The following is a 13,124-nucleotide window of genomic DNA, read 5'->3' as shown; positions in this document are numbered from 1 at the left end:
AATGGGGTGGGTGCATGTTCTGGAAAAAGCCGAAACGATCGTATGAATTAGATCGTGGTTTCAAGGCGCTAAGCGGGTTCGAAAAGTGGTGCAAAAAGCATCACCCAGGATTCGCCCTGCCTGCAATTGACGTGGTTGAGTGGCGGGAGCATTCGGGCTACCCTCAACTCCCAAAGATGAAGAAGGCGGTGTATTCTTTTCACCTCCGCGATCAGACGAAAGTGTTAAAGGTTGGGCAAGCCGGTGGCGCCAGCTCTGCACGTTATTCATACCAGCACTATCGAGTAGATCTGCAAAGCAGTACGCTAGCTAACAATCTGGTTTCTTCCCCTCATGCGTCCGGACAAGTATTAACTGCGGAAAACGTAGGGCAATGGATTAGAGATAACACCGTACGGGTAGATTTCTTGATCCCATTTGACGCCTCGATCGAGCTTATGAATTATCTGGAACGTTTTCTATTTGTTGAATGGTCCCCGATATTCGAAGGGAAGTCGTCTCCGAGACCGTAATCAAAACGGCGCCTCCTTCAAAGCTTCCCGCATCCCTCGCCCGCAGCCTTCCCATGCGGCCTTCACCAGCATGCGCGCTTCTAACTCGTCGCATTCCGCAAGGTCGGTTTTGCCTATGGTGCCGAGGAAAGCCCCAACTGCTTCAACGCCGGTATCAAGAGCGCGCAGTTCGTAAGGGTCTAGCCTGCGGCGGGTACGGATATGCTCGGCAATGTCTGCGCACTCCTTGCATAGCCAGCGGATCGGTTCTTTGCCCTCCTGCACGCCAAGTCCTACAGCGTGGCGGAGGCAGACGTGGCAGATGTCGTCAGGCTGCATTTGCAGCCCCGACGTTGTCGTTATCCCCAAAGAGGCTAGGAACCTCGCCAACAGCTGCGGCGTCGCCTAGATTTTTCACGGCCTGTTTGAAGTAGTTTGGATTCAGTTCAGTGCCGATAAAGCGCCGGTTATTTTGCAGAGAAACGTATCCTTCAGATCCAATTCCCATAAACGGCGAGAAAACTGTGTCGCCTGCATTTGACCACATGCGCAATGCGCGCTTTGTGATGTTGAGAGGCATGGGGCAAAGGTGTTTTTCGTCCTTGTCAGATCTTGCAACCTTAACATTCAGGACATCAGTCTCGGGCAAATCCTGCTTGCTAAAGTTCCACACTGGCGACGCATGATCCTGCCAGTCGGTGACTGGAAAACTCTCTTTGGTATGGGTTACTGGCTTAACTTCTTCGCCGTCCTTCGCCCACTTTCGAAAAACGAGCAAATACTCAGGCATACCCATGCGACTAAATGTGCTGTCAGCGCGAAGTGTTTTCCAAAGAAGCCCGTGAGCTTTTGTTTTTTGCATTTCCCGCACTGGATCGCGCCAGATTGTGATACGCGAATGAAAATCCCAACCTTCCTCAATATGAAGGCGCGTGCAGTCATCCGAAAACGGGCGCAGTCCTGCTGTGCCACGTTCACTGCTATTCTGGTAATAGACTAGGTCTTTGACATGGATTGCAGTGAGGCGCCCCGGTCGGGTCACGCGAAGTTTTTCACGCACCAAGTAACGGTATTGCTCAAAGAACTCGTCGTCAGTTGCACAGTTTCCCATGTCTGCAACGCTCTCCGAATAAATGTAGAGCGAAGAGAATGGCGGGGAGTAAACACTGAAATCTATCGACGCATCAGGCAGACCCTGTGTAAATGGCACGCAATCTGCATTGTAAGCCGCCCATTTCTCGCCGGCTGCTTGGTCTAGGACGTATGTCATGCTGAAGCTCCCTTCACCCAATCGGGCAATTTTACAGGCGTGGTTGGCTGATAGTTGATTTTGACTTGGCGTTTCTGGTGGGCTCGTCGCATTGCTGCGTACATCTCGCGCTTCATTTGCTCGTGATCGCCGCTCTTGCGATTGATTGTGTCCCAGATCGCTCGTTCGGTATCTGCCAGCGCAATGTGCACATGAACTGGTCGTTTCTGCCCAAATCTGTAGCAGCGACGCACGGCCTGGTAATATGCCTCGTAGCTGAACGACAGCCCGACAAATGCCATGCGAGCGCAGTGCTGCCAGTTTAGACCAAAACCAGCGATTGAAGGCTTACTGACAATGACGCGGATATTTCCTTCGCTGAACCCAACCAATCGATCTTCTTTTACCTTGTCCGTCATCGATCCCCGAACCTCGACTGCATCGGGAATACGGCTAGTCAAAGCATCAGCTTCATAATCAGTGTCGCACCACACAACCCAAGGCTCGGAGCGCTCTGAATTCACCTGCTCAGCTATTGCCTCAGCTCTGGCGTTGGCGGTTAGGCGCTTTTCTTTATGAATGGCTGTTGCGCTCGTATCGGGAATGCGAAACAGCAATTCCCCCGCGTCGACACTCAAGTCCGCCCTTATTTCGTGTCGAAATGTTTCCAAAGGTGGCAGTCCGAAACCATCATCGGAATAACCAAGATCTGACGGCTTTGAAATACATCTGGCCCAGCTCGCAACCCAACTCCAATATGGTTTTACAGCGTGTCCCTTGAGACGATAGCGGCCCATATTCGTTTGATCGGCGATGAACCATCGAGTTAGCATCTCGTTTGAATTCATTACGCCCAAGAACTGTGAATGCTGGCCCAATTCCATGTGGTCATTTGGAGCGGGCGTTGCGGTACATGCCAAACGAAATGGCGTATCTTTCCACATCGCGATCATTTTGCGGGTTGTCTGGCCAGTGAAATTCTTGATTACGCTGGATTCATCAAGCACCACACCAGCAAACTCGCTAGGATCGAAATGGTCTATTTTTGCATAGTTGGTTACGTTGATGCCGGGCCCAGCGTCATCTTGCGTACGGACAACGCGAGCGTCTTCGTATCCGAATTTCTGAGCTTCTCGGACGTGTTGCGGCGCAACTGCTAGCGGTGCCAGCATCAAAACGGGCTTTCCGATCTGCTCTGAAACTACTCTCGCCCATTCTAATGCGACAAAGCTTTTCCCAAGCCCTGTATCCAGGAACGCGGCACCTCCGCCTACGCCGAGTAGAAACTCGGTTACGTCACGCTGATAAGCAAACATGCCTTCATGCAATGACGGAATAGACGAAAGACCGCGCAGTGGCGCGTCGGCGCTTTTACGCGCCAACAACTCTGCGTAAGACATATTCTCTCCTCGTGTGTGGTAACCCGCCAGTTGGTGGCTGGCGGGGTGTGTGATAGAGTTGCCCAAAGGGGAGGCAAGCACTTTGGAAAAGCAAAAGAAAACGTCCACCGAACTGGCAAAGATGATCCAGGATAAATTGGATCCCATGCATGAACGCGGTACCGTACGGATTGGGCCGAAAGCCGCTCCGAACGCGGGATGGATAATAACAGTTAGTGGATCGTCTACCGATTCATCTCTGCTATTTGATGCGCAGAAAGTGGTCGAAGAGCTTTCAGCAGTCTACGAGTTGGATGACTAGACTTGTCCGCCATCTTGCTGCACCGCAGCAATCGGCATGTCTGGAAACCAGTCATCGTAGGCGGCGACGTCAATCATTGCCTCTTCCAACGAATACATTTCATTGATGTACGCGTCATAATTTGGCTCATACTCGTGCGAAGCCATCAGCCAAGCGTAGCTCACAGCACCTTCTCCATGCAGGCGCGCATTACACCACGCAGTTCATAGAAGTTGGACGCGTTATCGATCGCGTTCAGCAGGTACTCACGGTCTACCTGCTTCCTTGCCTCATCCAGCCCATACCCCTGCTCACGCAAGCTTTTTATGCGCGGCATATAATTAGCAGGATCTAGCTTACCCATCACCTCGCCACCCTTTCCTCACGCACATTAAATCCCGGTACCTGACGCATACCGGCGCGCACGGTTTCTTCTGCCATTGCCTGCACGACAGCTTTGAAACGCTCTGGAGCACGGCCGTATGCCCAATCTAGCGCGACGCCTTCGTCGACCAGATCGCAATGCCATACCGAACGAAGGCCAGTGCCAGTCGTTGCCGCCTTGTCTTCGCGCTTAGCCCACCGGTCAGCTTGTTTCGCTTCCTTGACCAGTTCTTCGGCCTGCTCGCGCGCTTCCAGATCGCCAGCGCTCGCCTGCATGGCTTCCTGCGCCTGGCGGATTACGCGGTCGGCTTCCTCACGCGCTGCCTTGGCAGCAGCTTCCTTTTCAGCAGCAACCTTATTGCGCCATGGTGTCAGAAGACCTTGCAGCACTTCCTTGCCGAGCACGACCTTGCCCTTGCCTGACGTCTTGGTGTTGCCGATCAGCTTGTTGTAGCGTGTCTGGATTTCGGCTTTAGCTTCGTCGTGTGGCTTGGCTTCGTCCTTGCGAACTTCATCGGCGCGCTTTCCCGCTTCATGCAACTTATCGTGCAGTTCAGTCACAGCGTCGGCCAAAGCCTGACTGTCGATGGCTTCGCCGTCAGCGAAATTCTTCGCCTCATCGAATAGATCTTCGATTTCCTGCTTAATTTCTTCATATGCAGAGGCTGGCGGGTTGTTGTGTCCTGCCTGCGCCGTGGTTCTGGGATTGTACGGATCGTATGTTTCATTAGTCATGTAATGCTCCTCGTGTGGTTGGTAATGCCGATGGTGCGGCATTCTAATAAATGGCGTGTTAATGGGTGGTCATAGTTACTTAAAAGATGTCCCTATAATCATACAGTTTTAGTAGTATTATGTACTTAGTGGTACTTGTTGCTTTACTAAACTAATACTGCTAAACGGTCCTCGTCTGGGAGGATAAGGCCGCCTGCGCGCGCTTCGGCGCTGCCGGGCGGTTTTCCATTTTCAGGGCCATGCAAACTTTGCATAACTGATGTGCGACATTGCCGATTGTAATCATCATACCATTTACCTATCTTGGGTTTGTTCAGTCTCACTCCTCCTCCCAGAGACTGGACTTGAAGCGTGGCACTCCTCCTCCCAATAGCCGCGCTTTCCAGATCAGCCCGCTGCACACTCCTCCTCCCAGTGCAGCGGACGTTCTTGTTTTTGGGCTTGTCTCAGAACGGTATCTCGTCGTCCAACATCTCAGACAGACCAACAGACACATTGTCATTTGCTGGCTCCGGCACGTTGTCGTTGTCTGCCGTGGTCCCTGCTCTTACGTCTTTCACATTCCAGTACTTGCCGTTCGGAACGACGCTGATTTCATCGGTGGTGAGAAGTTCGCGCTGACGTTCAAGCCACTCCATGACCGTTTTAGGGAAAGGTCGCTGACCGCCGTGCTGCGTCCACCATCGATGCGCTTTAGTTTGTGCGAAACCCGTATGCTGCGGGCAAAGCCATTCGTTGATCTGCGTATAGCCCGCGATATAGCTGCACTTAACCGAGGGTGGTTTGTCGCCCTTACCTTCGTGAAAGTGAAACGTCCTGCCGGTTACCTTGCGCCATTCGGCTTCGGCTGTGCTGACAATCGGAACGTCGGCGGCTTGCCGGGTTAGCTTCTCATCTTCATTCGGCGGGAAGTCATAGCCGCAACATGGGCATTTCATCAGCGAGATATGCACCTTCTCACCGCAACCGACCGCGCCGTTGTCGTCTGGCACTGTCGGGCAGATCTTGATTGGTGGCTCGCCATTTCCAGCGCTTGGCGCTTTCGGCTCGACCATGTCGACAGGGCCGTGCCGATCGACGAGTTTCGCGAAGTCCAGAACGAGGCAGTTACGTTTAGGTCCTGCCGCGATCGCAGCAAGCCGCTCCTCAATCGTATCTAGTGGCGCACCTACCTTATAGAGCGGACGCGTGCCGCGCCCCGCCATTTGGACATAGAGACTAAGTGATAAAGTTGGGCGCATAAATGCAATTAAATCAACGCCCTTATGATTGAATCCTGTTGTAAGAACTGAATTGTTCGTAACGCACTGGATTCGGTATGCTTTGAAGTCCTCAAGGATGCGGCGGCGTTCTTCCTTCGGCGTATCGCCCGTTACAGCCTCGCAGGTAATGCCGCGCGCTCTGAACACATCGCGCACGTCCAGAGCGGCTTTCACGCCGGCACAGAAACACAACCAGGAACGACGATCAGCACCCTTTGCGATGATCTCAGAAACAACTGCATCGTTAAGGTCAGTCCGGTTGATTGCTTCTTCCAGCGCGCGCTGTTTGTAGTCGCCGCCTAGCCTTCCCACGCCTTTAACGTCGTATTCAGTAGCGGTTGGCTTACTCGTCAAAGGAGCGAGGAAGCCGTCGCGGATACCATCAGCAACGCCGTAGGTGTAGACGATTTGGTCAAACAGACGATCTGCGCCCTCATCCAAGCGGCCACTGTCCAGCCGGTAAGGCGTGGCAGTCAGGCCGAGGATCTTCATGTCCGGATTAATCTCAAGCAGCGCGTCGATGAACTTGCGGTACATCGTGTTGCTGTTAATCGGGATAAGATGGCACTCGTCGACCATAAGCACGTCGACGTGTCCGATTTGCTGAGCCTTGTTGTGAACAGTCTGAATGCCCGCAAAAACGATTTGACTGCGCGCGTCACGACGACCAAGGCCGGCCGAAAATATGCCTGCAGGCGCGAATGGCCAAACGCCAAGCAATTCCAGATAATTCTGCTCGATCAGCTCCGCGACGTGAGTAACGACCATCACGCGCATATCAGGCCAGCCTTCTACGAGGCGCTGGATCAATGACGCCATAACCAACGACTTGCCGCAGCCCGTCGCAAGATCAACAAGCGGATTGCCTGCCTCCTCTTGCCAATAGTCGAAAACGGCGTCTATTGCTTCTGACTGGTATGCGCGTAGTTGGAGCATATTTTTACCTGTTCGTTATTAATCTCTAGGTGGTGCTGGTCGCAAATCACGGTACGATTCAATTGGTGGCAGGTCGCCAATATGGAAAACCCAGTAATAGTTGCCGTTTAAATATGTCGGCTGCCGTCGTACCCAAATATGCTCTAGCCAAGCCCAACGTCCGTCATCTGCCTGTCGTGGCAGCCAGCAGAAACTTCGATGCCATTCCAGCGTCCGTTCACGCCATTGTTCTTCTGTTTCTCCTTGCCAGATCACGCCGCCTTCCTTCCTTCTCCATCCACCCAAACATCTCCCGACTTCATCTGGTAAGTGATGGTTTCGGCGTCCTCATCGACATCGATCTGGTCACCATTCACAAGACCCGGCAGATACAAATGCGCCGGGCAACCGTCGCGTTGCTCGTCTATCGACAAAGGCTTTGCCCATCGCGCGCATGAGATATGGCAATCACCGCCGCTTTCTGGCTGAGCATGAAGGCAGGTTCGGCAATTGACCCGCGGCTGTGCATCGTGGTGACAGACCGCTTTGTGCTTGCAGAACATGCATCCAAAGAACTCCGGGTTTTCGCTAATTCTGCTCGGCGGTATGTCCGAAAACACAATGCGTTCGCAGCGCGCTACCAGTCGCAGGCAGAACTCCAAATCGTATTCGATGCGCTCGGAATAAAGGCTGTCGCTGTCCTTGCATGAGACTAGATAAAGACAGCGGCTCAAACCAAAGGCATGCATTCCAAGCTGGCACTGCGCATAATGAAGTGGCTTTGCTTTCTGGCATCCATCCTTAACAATCAGCGCGAAGCCCTTGGCATTGCTAGATTTAAACTCTAGCAGATGCTCTGTTTTAGATGCCTCCGGCACATTCATTGCCTTCCCGTCGCACTTGCCGCGTACGAACCCCGACACAAGCCGGATCTTGTCTTGTTGGCCGTACACGTCGACGCCGATGCGTTCCAGATCAGCGACGAGACGGTCTTCTTCGATATTGCCCGTTTCAAACAAGCGCAGCTGACGGCCGCTATGGACCTCGTGAGCAGATGCCCACCTGAAGCCGTACCAAAGCGCCCTGTCACATTCCGTGCCCGCCTCGCCTACGCTTATGCCCCACGAGTCCCAGGATTTCGCCTGAGCCTCGTAAGCGGCATAAATCGCGCCGACGGTTGTGGATTGTGGTTTGGGGAGTGGTGCCACGGTCTAAACCCGCATCGGCATAATTACGCACCTGTATCCCGGCCGACCGGCCGACGTGATCAGCGCAGGCGAACCGGCATCAGCCATCGACATTGTGATTTCATCCGTACCAAACGCCGCCATGAGGTCGGTGACATACTGACCATTGAAACCAATCGTCAGTGGCTCGCTGCTGAAGTTGACTTCCATTTCCTCAGTCGCGTCGCCGCGATCTGGATTAGCGACGTTCAGCGTGAGAGCATCAGATGCAAATGAGAAGCGAACTGCCTTACCGCGTTCGCTTGCGATAACTGATGTACGTCCGACAGCTTCGCGCAATGCTTTTGCCGATAGCGTAGCTACACGCTCCGATGGCTTTGGAATAACGCGCTCGTAATCCGGATATGTGCCGTCGACGAGTTTCGACACAATGACAGTCGAACCGCTCTCGACCATTACCTTGTTTGACGACAGCGAAACTGACACGACGCCTGTCGGCAGCAATGAGAGCAACTTGTTAGGCAGAATGACCGGAGCAAACGCGGCGTCCTGCTCAATGCGTGTCGACGCAAGACGATGACCGTCTGTCGCCGTCGCAACGATTCCGCCGTCCTTTGCTTCCAGATAGACACCGCAAAGATAATAGCGGGTTTCTTCGGTGCTGACAGCGAACTGCACTTCCTGCACGAGTGATGCCAGATCGAACTGGATCGTGGTGTCGAAGCTTCCGTGATTAAAGGATGGGAAGTCAGCAGCCGGCAGCGTATCCAGCTTGAAACGGCTCTTGCCAGATTTAACGATCAGATGATTGCCGACGGATTCCAAGTTAACGTCACTTGTGGCGCGCTTGGCAATGTCGGCAAGCAGCTTGCCTGCTACCGTGACAGTGCCGTCCTGGCTATCCAGAACCGGCAAGCTGGTGCTGATTTCCAGATCAAGATTGGTGCCTGTGATGCTCAGCTGTCCTTTGTCCGCGGACAGAAGCACGTTGCCAAGAATTAGAATTGTCGTTCTGGCTTCAACCGCCTTTGTCACGGTCGACAGGGCGTGCGCAAGCTGCGCTCGGTCAAGCGTTACCCGCATGGGTTTCTCCTCGTGTTGGTGGTAGCGCGGCTGGTGACCGCGCCGTGGTTGTGGTTTAGGCTGCTAGAGGCCAGCCGTCTTCGTCAAGCTCAGGCGGAACAAATTCGATGCCATTGAGATCGGCAAGGTGTTTCAGCAGCGCTTCGGGGCAGCCCGGCATGTTATCGTTGGCCGGTTGCACCCATGGTTCGCTTTCGGCATCGTCAACAGTCAGTGCCTCGATAGCCGCCTCAATGGTGAAAGGTTTGTCCTCGTTTCCAAGCACAACCTTGTCGCCGTAAGCGCCGCCGATCTGGTCCTTGAGATCTTCCCAAGTTTCGATCTTTACGCCGCGAACGGCCAAGGCAACTTTCATGATGTCGCCTTTCCCGATGGTGTAGCCACGCTGTTGATATTTCAGGACGCGGGTAGCTGACGCGAGTGGATAACGTGTGCCAGCATTGAATTTCAGAAAACGCTGGCTGTTGTGCTTCAAAAAGTCAGGATGGAAGGCAAAACCGGAGTCTGGGCTATTGGCGCCCGCGTCCAGATCAACCGCGCCCATGCAGACCGTGAAGTCAAAGGCGTCAAAAATAGACTGGGCACTTGGAAAGAAGTCGAAATACATCAGCTGAGAAATATTGTTGCTCCGGTCAACAAACGTCACAGCACGCTTACTGGCCGCCACACACCATAGGCCATCCTCATACGCGTCATAAACAGCTCGCTCGAATGCGCGGCGAGATTTGAAATACAAATCAACGTCATTAATGTCAGTCCCAGTAAAGACGCTTGTGACTGCACCACCAGCAACAAACGCACCGTCGAAGCGTATTGGAAGCGCACCATCGATCTGTCTGCGCTCGGATTCGTATGCCATACAAAACTCCTCGTGTTGGTTCCGAAGCCACCGGCGCGCAAGCACCGGCAGCTTGTCGGTTGTTACTTAGACCAAGGACGGCTTCCCGCAGCTTTTGCAGGCTGCGTTGGCTTGTTGTTGTTTGCCGCTGCAGGACGGTTGTCATTTGCAGGACGCTGCGCCGCCGCCGCTGGCTGCTGAGCGTCAATGCTCGGCTCAGGCACGTTGTTTTCGTCGGGATAATAGAATCTGACGATTTTATTACGTTGCGCATATCCTTCTTGTGGTTTTTCAAGACCAACTTTCGCTGTAAAAGCGACGAAGTGAAGTTCCTCGCTGTCTTCCAACTCTGAGATGCCGATAGCCCGGCAAAGGCTCCCAAGTTCCCTTTGGCCAATCTCTTGAGCGGTTGGATTGGCGTTCTGGATATTGATGTTCGCAAAAATCTTACGCCCAACATGTGGCTCGGGCTCAACGACATCATACGTTAATTTGAGGATTGTTCCCGTCCCCGCCTTAGTTGCCGCGACTTCCGATGCGGTGACCTCAAGGCGGTAAATACCTAAAGGTAGAGTTGAAAAATCTTGTGGTGCGGTATCGACAGATGTCGCGTCGAATTTAGTTCCTAATTGGGCCATATCAGGCTCCTCGTGTTGTGAGTGGTGGTTGGTTGTCGTTAACTGTCATCGCTAACGATGGTTGGAAGGGCGCGGTGATTTTTGCGCCTTTCGATAGGTTATCGCGCCACCATAAAGGCTGCATATTGTCCAGCGCCCAACAGCGCTTGAAATCTATGTCTTCTGGCTCTTCGTAGTTGAACGCCGATCGGGGGATGACATGATCGATATGCCATCCATATTGCCCGTGGTTTTCCCATGTCATACCCGGCTGGAATTGGCGTTCGAGGTAATCCATAAGATCATCAACGCTATACCCAACTAGATCGGACCAACTACGCCCGGCCTTGCGCTTTTTAATTGCGCTGTAAATGGCGGACGACATCAGATCGTCTAACTTGCCTCTAGGCGTCGATCGGCGTTTGGCGTCACGGGCTTTGCCATTTTCTGAGTACCAATCATCCCATGCCTTTTTCACCTTATCAGGGTTTTCAGCTTTCCATTTGTCACTTGCTGCCCGAACTTTTTCTGGATTTGAGGATCGATATTCACGAGCATATTCTAGGTTCTTTTCGCGGTTTTCCGCGTACCGAATGCGCTTTTTTTCTAGTTCACGCTCGTGATTTTCGGCATACCATGCAGACCAGTTGGATAGAATTTCATCCTTGTTTTCTGCATATGCCTTTTGACGATATTCCTTCACGTGGCCTTCATTTTCGGCGGCCCATTCCCTATTTCGATCCGCATCGCACGTTACGCAGCATCGGCTGCTAGTGAACCGAGGGGCAACATGTCCGTGCTTACATGGAAGCCCGGTGAAGTAGCGCTTAGATCCCCTTTCCTTCGCCTCCGCACGTGTGCGCGGAAGCCCGTCTCTAGAAGACAACAATTAAGACTTCGCGCGAAACACGGTGGGTCGAAAAAACCCACCGATGAATCCAAGCGCAGCGCCAATCTGCCAAAGTGACAAGTGACCAGCATTGACGCCCAAAGCGGTGAGGAATGCCTGCACAGTTTCAGTGAAGAAGAAACCGACCACCCATCCCGAAAACGCGCCAAAGAGAACGCCGATCAGCGGTGCAAAGAAAAGAATGGCGGCAACCGTGACCAGTCCTGCTAGTGCTTTTTCCATTATGCGGGCTCCTGCTCTGTTACCGGCCAATACTTCGCCAGCTCGGTGAAGCCCTGCCCTTTACGGTATGGAACGGCGTCGGGCATTGAATAACGGTTCTTGGCATTGAATCCTGCACCTTCATTCAGATGGATCTGGCGCTCTTTGCCACCCTCAGCATGAGCGACCTTTGTCTGGCGCGCGACCTCCTTTTCCTTGATGGAGACGCGATAATTCATGAAGGCCACAACGTCAGACTTTTCGCGAACAAGTGCATTGGCGCGCTTGTGCAACTTAGGTTGGTACCTCGAATATGGATCTGTAGTCGGGCTGTCGAAGCGCACAATCTCGGGATGGGCAAGGATGACCACATAAATGCCAGCTTGAGCGAGCGCCGACAGCGCTGACATAAGCTCGTTCCATTCGGTGTCGGCCTCCACGTAGCCTTTTCCGAATCCAGCTTCCTCAATACTGGTAATGCCAAGGCGGGCACATGTAGCAGCCCAGACAAGCGGTTCGAGGCCGTCGGCACTATCTATAATGACTGTGCGCCGATCATGCTCAACTGTCAGCAGTTCGCCGATAATGTTGAGCAAGTCGTCGAAGCTTTCAATCGTGCCTGGCGTTGCCATTTCGATATCAGACGGCGGTCGCTCTCCTTCTGTGGCCAGATAGATCGGATCTGGAAACTCAGCGGCAAGGCTGGTCTTGCCGATACCGTCGACGCCATACAGGAGCATGACTGGCGGGTCGTTTCTCTTCGTCGATTTGAGGCTTGATAGGCTGATAGCCATAATTAACTCCTCGTGTGTGGTTAGTGGGTAAGTTGAATGACAATCATCATGGCCAGTAGGATCAGCGAGCCGATCAGCCAGATTGGTGCCGCGGTCGATAGCGTGGGGAACCGTGGGTAGGTCATGATGCAACCCACAAATAAAGCAGGCCATAGAACGGCAGTACTGCATTCCAGAAGACGAGACCTGCCACGATCAGCAAGAACCCAAGGGTAAACCCCGTGAGAGCCAACGAACGCGCTATCTTCCCGGTGCCATTACCGGCTGGTATGACGGCGTTCACGACAACACCCATGAGTAAAAGCCGATGGCCAGCGCTAAAGCCGCGACAACTGCCAGACCCATGACGAAGCGATCACCGAGTCCCAGCGTCGTTTCGCTGGACAAGATGCGGTCGTCTTCGACGACGTAGTCTTTGAAGGGCCGGTTGCTTGATGGCGCCGTCATAGGCTGGCCTCCATCTCGTCAAGCCGCTTTCGTGCATCAGAAATTGTGAAGCACTTACGGATCATTGAAGCGCGCGTTCCGACCACAATGAAACCTATGATCGCGCCGACCCATTGCAACGCTACGCTCTGCAATAGGATTCCGATGCCGATCAGCGCTAAGAAAAGAGCGAACGTGCTGGCATCACGCAGCCAAGATTTAAGCACGGTTTCATGAATGATGATGACTTGCTGCGGCTTGGCTTTTGCGGGTTCCGGCCCGCCGGCCTCATTATCAGATCTGAGCATAATACCTCCTCGTTCCCGCTGCAATCGCAGCGGGGCTGGTTGGT

General features: G+C 53.3%; 19 protein-coding genes. 2 read left to right on the top strand and 17 right to left on the bottom strand.

What is annotated here, in order from left to right; translation table 11 throughout:
- The first annotated feature begins 14 nt into the window (after nucleotides 1–14).
- Nucleotides 15–512: a hypothetical protein gene (locus VBH83_RS02955; RefSeq protein WP_396996265.1), complete on the top strand. Its 498-nt coding sequence runs from the start codon at nucleotides 15–17 to the stop codon at nucleotides 510–512.
- Here VBH83_RS02955 and VBH83_RS02950 read toward each other — a convergent pair whose 3' ends face one another.
- Genes VBH83_RS02950 through VBH83_RS02940 form a run of 3 tightly spaced genes read right to left on the bottom strand, consistent with a single transcriptional unit; the run spans nucleotide 513 to nucleotide 3,140 of the window.
- Entirely contained in the window at nucleotides 513–830 is a 318-nt protein-coding gene (locus tag VBH83_RS02950) for a DUF6511 domain-containing protein (protein ID WP_396996263.1), read from the bottom strand. It lies immediately after the preceding gene.
- Nucleotides 820–1,761, bottom strand: coding sequence for a DNA-methyltransferase (locus VBH83_RS02945; protein ID WP_396996387.1), 942 nt, complete (start codon nucleotides 1,759–1,761; stop codon nucleotides 820–822). Before VBH83_RS02945 ends, VBH83_RS02950 begins: the two co-directional genes overlap by 11 nt.
- Nucleotides 1,758–3,140: a helicase-related protein gene (locus tag VBH83_RS02940; protein WP_396996261.1), complete on the bottom strand. Its 1,383-nt coding sequence runs from the start codon at nucleotides 3,138–3,140 to the stop codon at nucleotides 1,758–1,760. Before VBH83_RS02940 ends, VBH83_RS02945 begins: the two co-directional genes overlap by 4 nt.
- Nucleotides 3,141–3,222: 82 nt before the next feature.
- Between VBH83_RS02940 and VBH83_RS02935 the strand changes: the two genes are divergently transcribed.
- Entirely contained in the window at nucleotides 3,223–3,441 is a 219-nt protein-coding gene (locus VBH83_RS02935) for a hypothetical protein (protein ID WP_396996259.1), read from the top strand.
- On the opposite strand, the gene VBH83_RS02930 is transcribed toward VBH83_RS02935, so the two are convergent.
- From VBH83_RS02930 to VBH83_RS02865, 14 genes are all read right to left on the bottom strand, one after another.
- Complete coding sequence (locus VBH83_RS02930) at nucleotides 3,438–3,605, bottom strand: hypothetical protein (RefSeq protein WP_396996257.1); 168 nt, start codon at nucleotides 3,603–3,605, stop codon at nucleotides 3,438–3,440. The genes VBH83_RS02935 and VBH83_RS02930 overlap by 4 nt on opposite strands.
- Nucleotides 3,602–3,784 carry a hypothetical protein gene (locus tag VBH83_RS02925; protein ID WP_396996255.1) on the bottom strand — a complete coding sequence of 61 codons (183 nt, stop codon included), beginning with the start codon at nucleotides 3,782–3,784 and terminating at the stop codon, nucleotides 3,602–3,604. The genes VBH83_RS02930 and VBH83_RS02925 overlap by 4 nt, the downstream gene beginning before the upstream one ends.
- Nucleotides 3,784–4,539 (bottom strand): hypothetical protein, encoded by a 756-nt coding sequence (locus VBH83_RS02920; RefSeq protein ID WP_396996253.1) that lies wholly within the window; start codon nucleotides 4,537–4,539, stop codon nucleotides 3,784–3,786. Before VBH83_RS02920 ends, VBH83_RS02925 begins: the two co-directional genes overlap by 1 nt.
- A 446-nt stretch (nucleotides 4,540–4,985) precedes the next feature.
- Nucleotides 4,986–6,737 carry a DEAD/DEAH box helicase gene (locus tag VBH83_RS02915; RefSeq protein ID WP_396996251.1) on the bottom strand — a complete coding sequence of 584 codons (1,752 nt, stop codon included), beginning with the start codon at nucleotides 6,735–6,737 and terminating at the stop codon, nucleotides 4,986–4,988.
- Between the two features lie 251 nt (nucleotides 6,738–6,988).
- Nucleotides 6,989–7,924, bottom strand: a complete 936-nt coding sequence (locus VBH83_RS02910) for an oxidoreductase (protein ID WP_396996249.1) — start codon at nucleotides 7,922–7,924, stop codon at nucleotides 6,989–6,991.
- Nucleotides 7,925–7,927: 3 nt separating this feature from the next.
- On the bottom strand, nucleotides 7,928–8,986 hold the full coding sequence (gene dnaN / locus VBH83_RS02905) for a DNA polymerase III subunit beta (RefSeq protein WP_396996247.1): 1,059 nt from the start codon (nucleotides 8,984–8,986) through the stop codon (nucleotides 7,928–7,930).
- A gap of 55 nt (nucleotides 8,987–9,041) precedes the next feature.
- On the bottom strand, nucleotides 9,042–9,845 hold the full coding sequence (locus VBH83_RS02900) for a hypothetical protein (protein WP_396996245.1): 804 nt from the start codon (nucleotides 9,843–9,845) through the stop codon (nucleotides 9,042–9,044).
- Nucleotides 9,846–9,907: 62 nt separating this feature from the next.
- On the bottom strand, nucleotides 9,908–10,462 hold the full coding sequence (locus tag VBH83_RS02895) for a DUF669 domain-containing protein (RefSeq protein ID WP_396996243.1): 555 nt from the start codon (nucleotides 10,460–10,462) through the stop codon (nucleotides 9,908–9,910).
- 1 nt (nucleotide 10,463) lies between these two features.
- Nucleotides 10,464–11,144 carry an HNH endonuclease signature motif containing protein gene (locus tag VBH83_RS02890; RefSeq protein WP_396996241.1) on the bottom strand — a complete coding sequence of 227 codons (681 nt, stop codon included), beginning with the start codon at nucleotides 11,142–11,144 and terminating at the stop codon, nucleotides 10,464–10,466.
- Nucleotides 11,145–11,330: 186 nt separating this feature from the next.
- Nucleotides 11,331–11,573, bottom strand: coding sequence for a hypothetical protein (locus VBH83_RS02885; protein ID WP_396996239.1), 243 nt, complete (start codon nucleotides 11,571–11,573; stop codon nucleotides 11,331–11,333).
- Nucleotides 11,573–12,346 carry an ATP-binding protein gene (locus tag VBH83_RS02880; protein ID WP_396996237.1) on the bottom strand — a complete coding sequence of 258 codons (774 nt, stop codon included), beginning with the start codon at nucleotides 12,344–12,346 and terminating at the stop codon, nucleotides 11,573–11,575. Before VBH83_RS02880 ends, VBH83_RS02885 begins: the two co-directional genes overlap by 1 nt.
- Before the next feature lie 121 nt (nucleotides 12,347–12,467).
- Complete coding sequence (locus VBH83_RS02875; protein WP_396996235.1) at nucleotides 12,468–12,641, bottom strand: hypothetical protein; 174 nt, start codon at nucleotides 12,639–12,641, stop codon at nucleotides 12,468–12,470.
- A complete protein-coding gene (locus tag VBH83_RS02870; RefSeq protein WP_248126306.1) occupies nucleotides 12,626–12,793 on the bottom strand; it encodes a hypothetical protein in 168 nt (55 codons plus the stop codon). Before VBH83_RS02870 ends, VBH83_RS02875 begins: the two co-directional genes overlap by 16 nt.
- Nucleotides 12,790–13,080: a hypothetical protein gene (locus VBH83_RS02865; RefSeq protein WP_396996233.1), complete on the bottom strand. Its 291-nt coding sequence runs from the start codon at nucleotides 13,078–13,080 to the stop codon at nucleotides 12,790–12,792. Before VBH83_RS02865 ends, VBH83_RS02870 begins: the two co-directional genes overlap by 4 nt.
- Nucleotides 13,081–13,124 lie beyond the last annotated feature (44 nt).

This window comes from Ochrobactrum sp. S1502_03 (assembly GCF_044435015.1).
Taxonomy (GTDB): domain Bacteria; phylum Pseudomonadota; class Alphaproteobacteria; order Rhizobiales; family Rhizobiaceae; genus Brucella; species Brucella chromiisoli.
The sequence above is the reverse complement of the archived record's forward strand: the minus strand, read 5'-3'. Positions and strand labels throughout refer to the sequence as shown.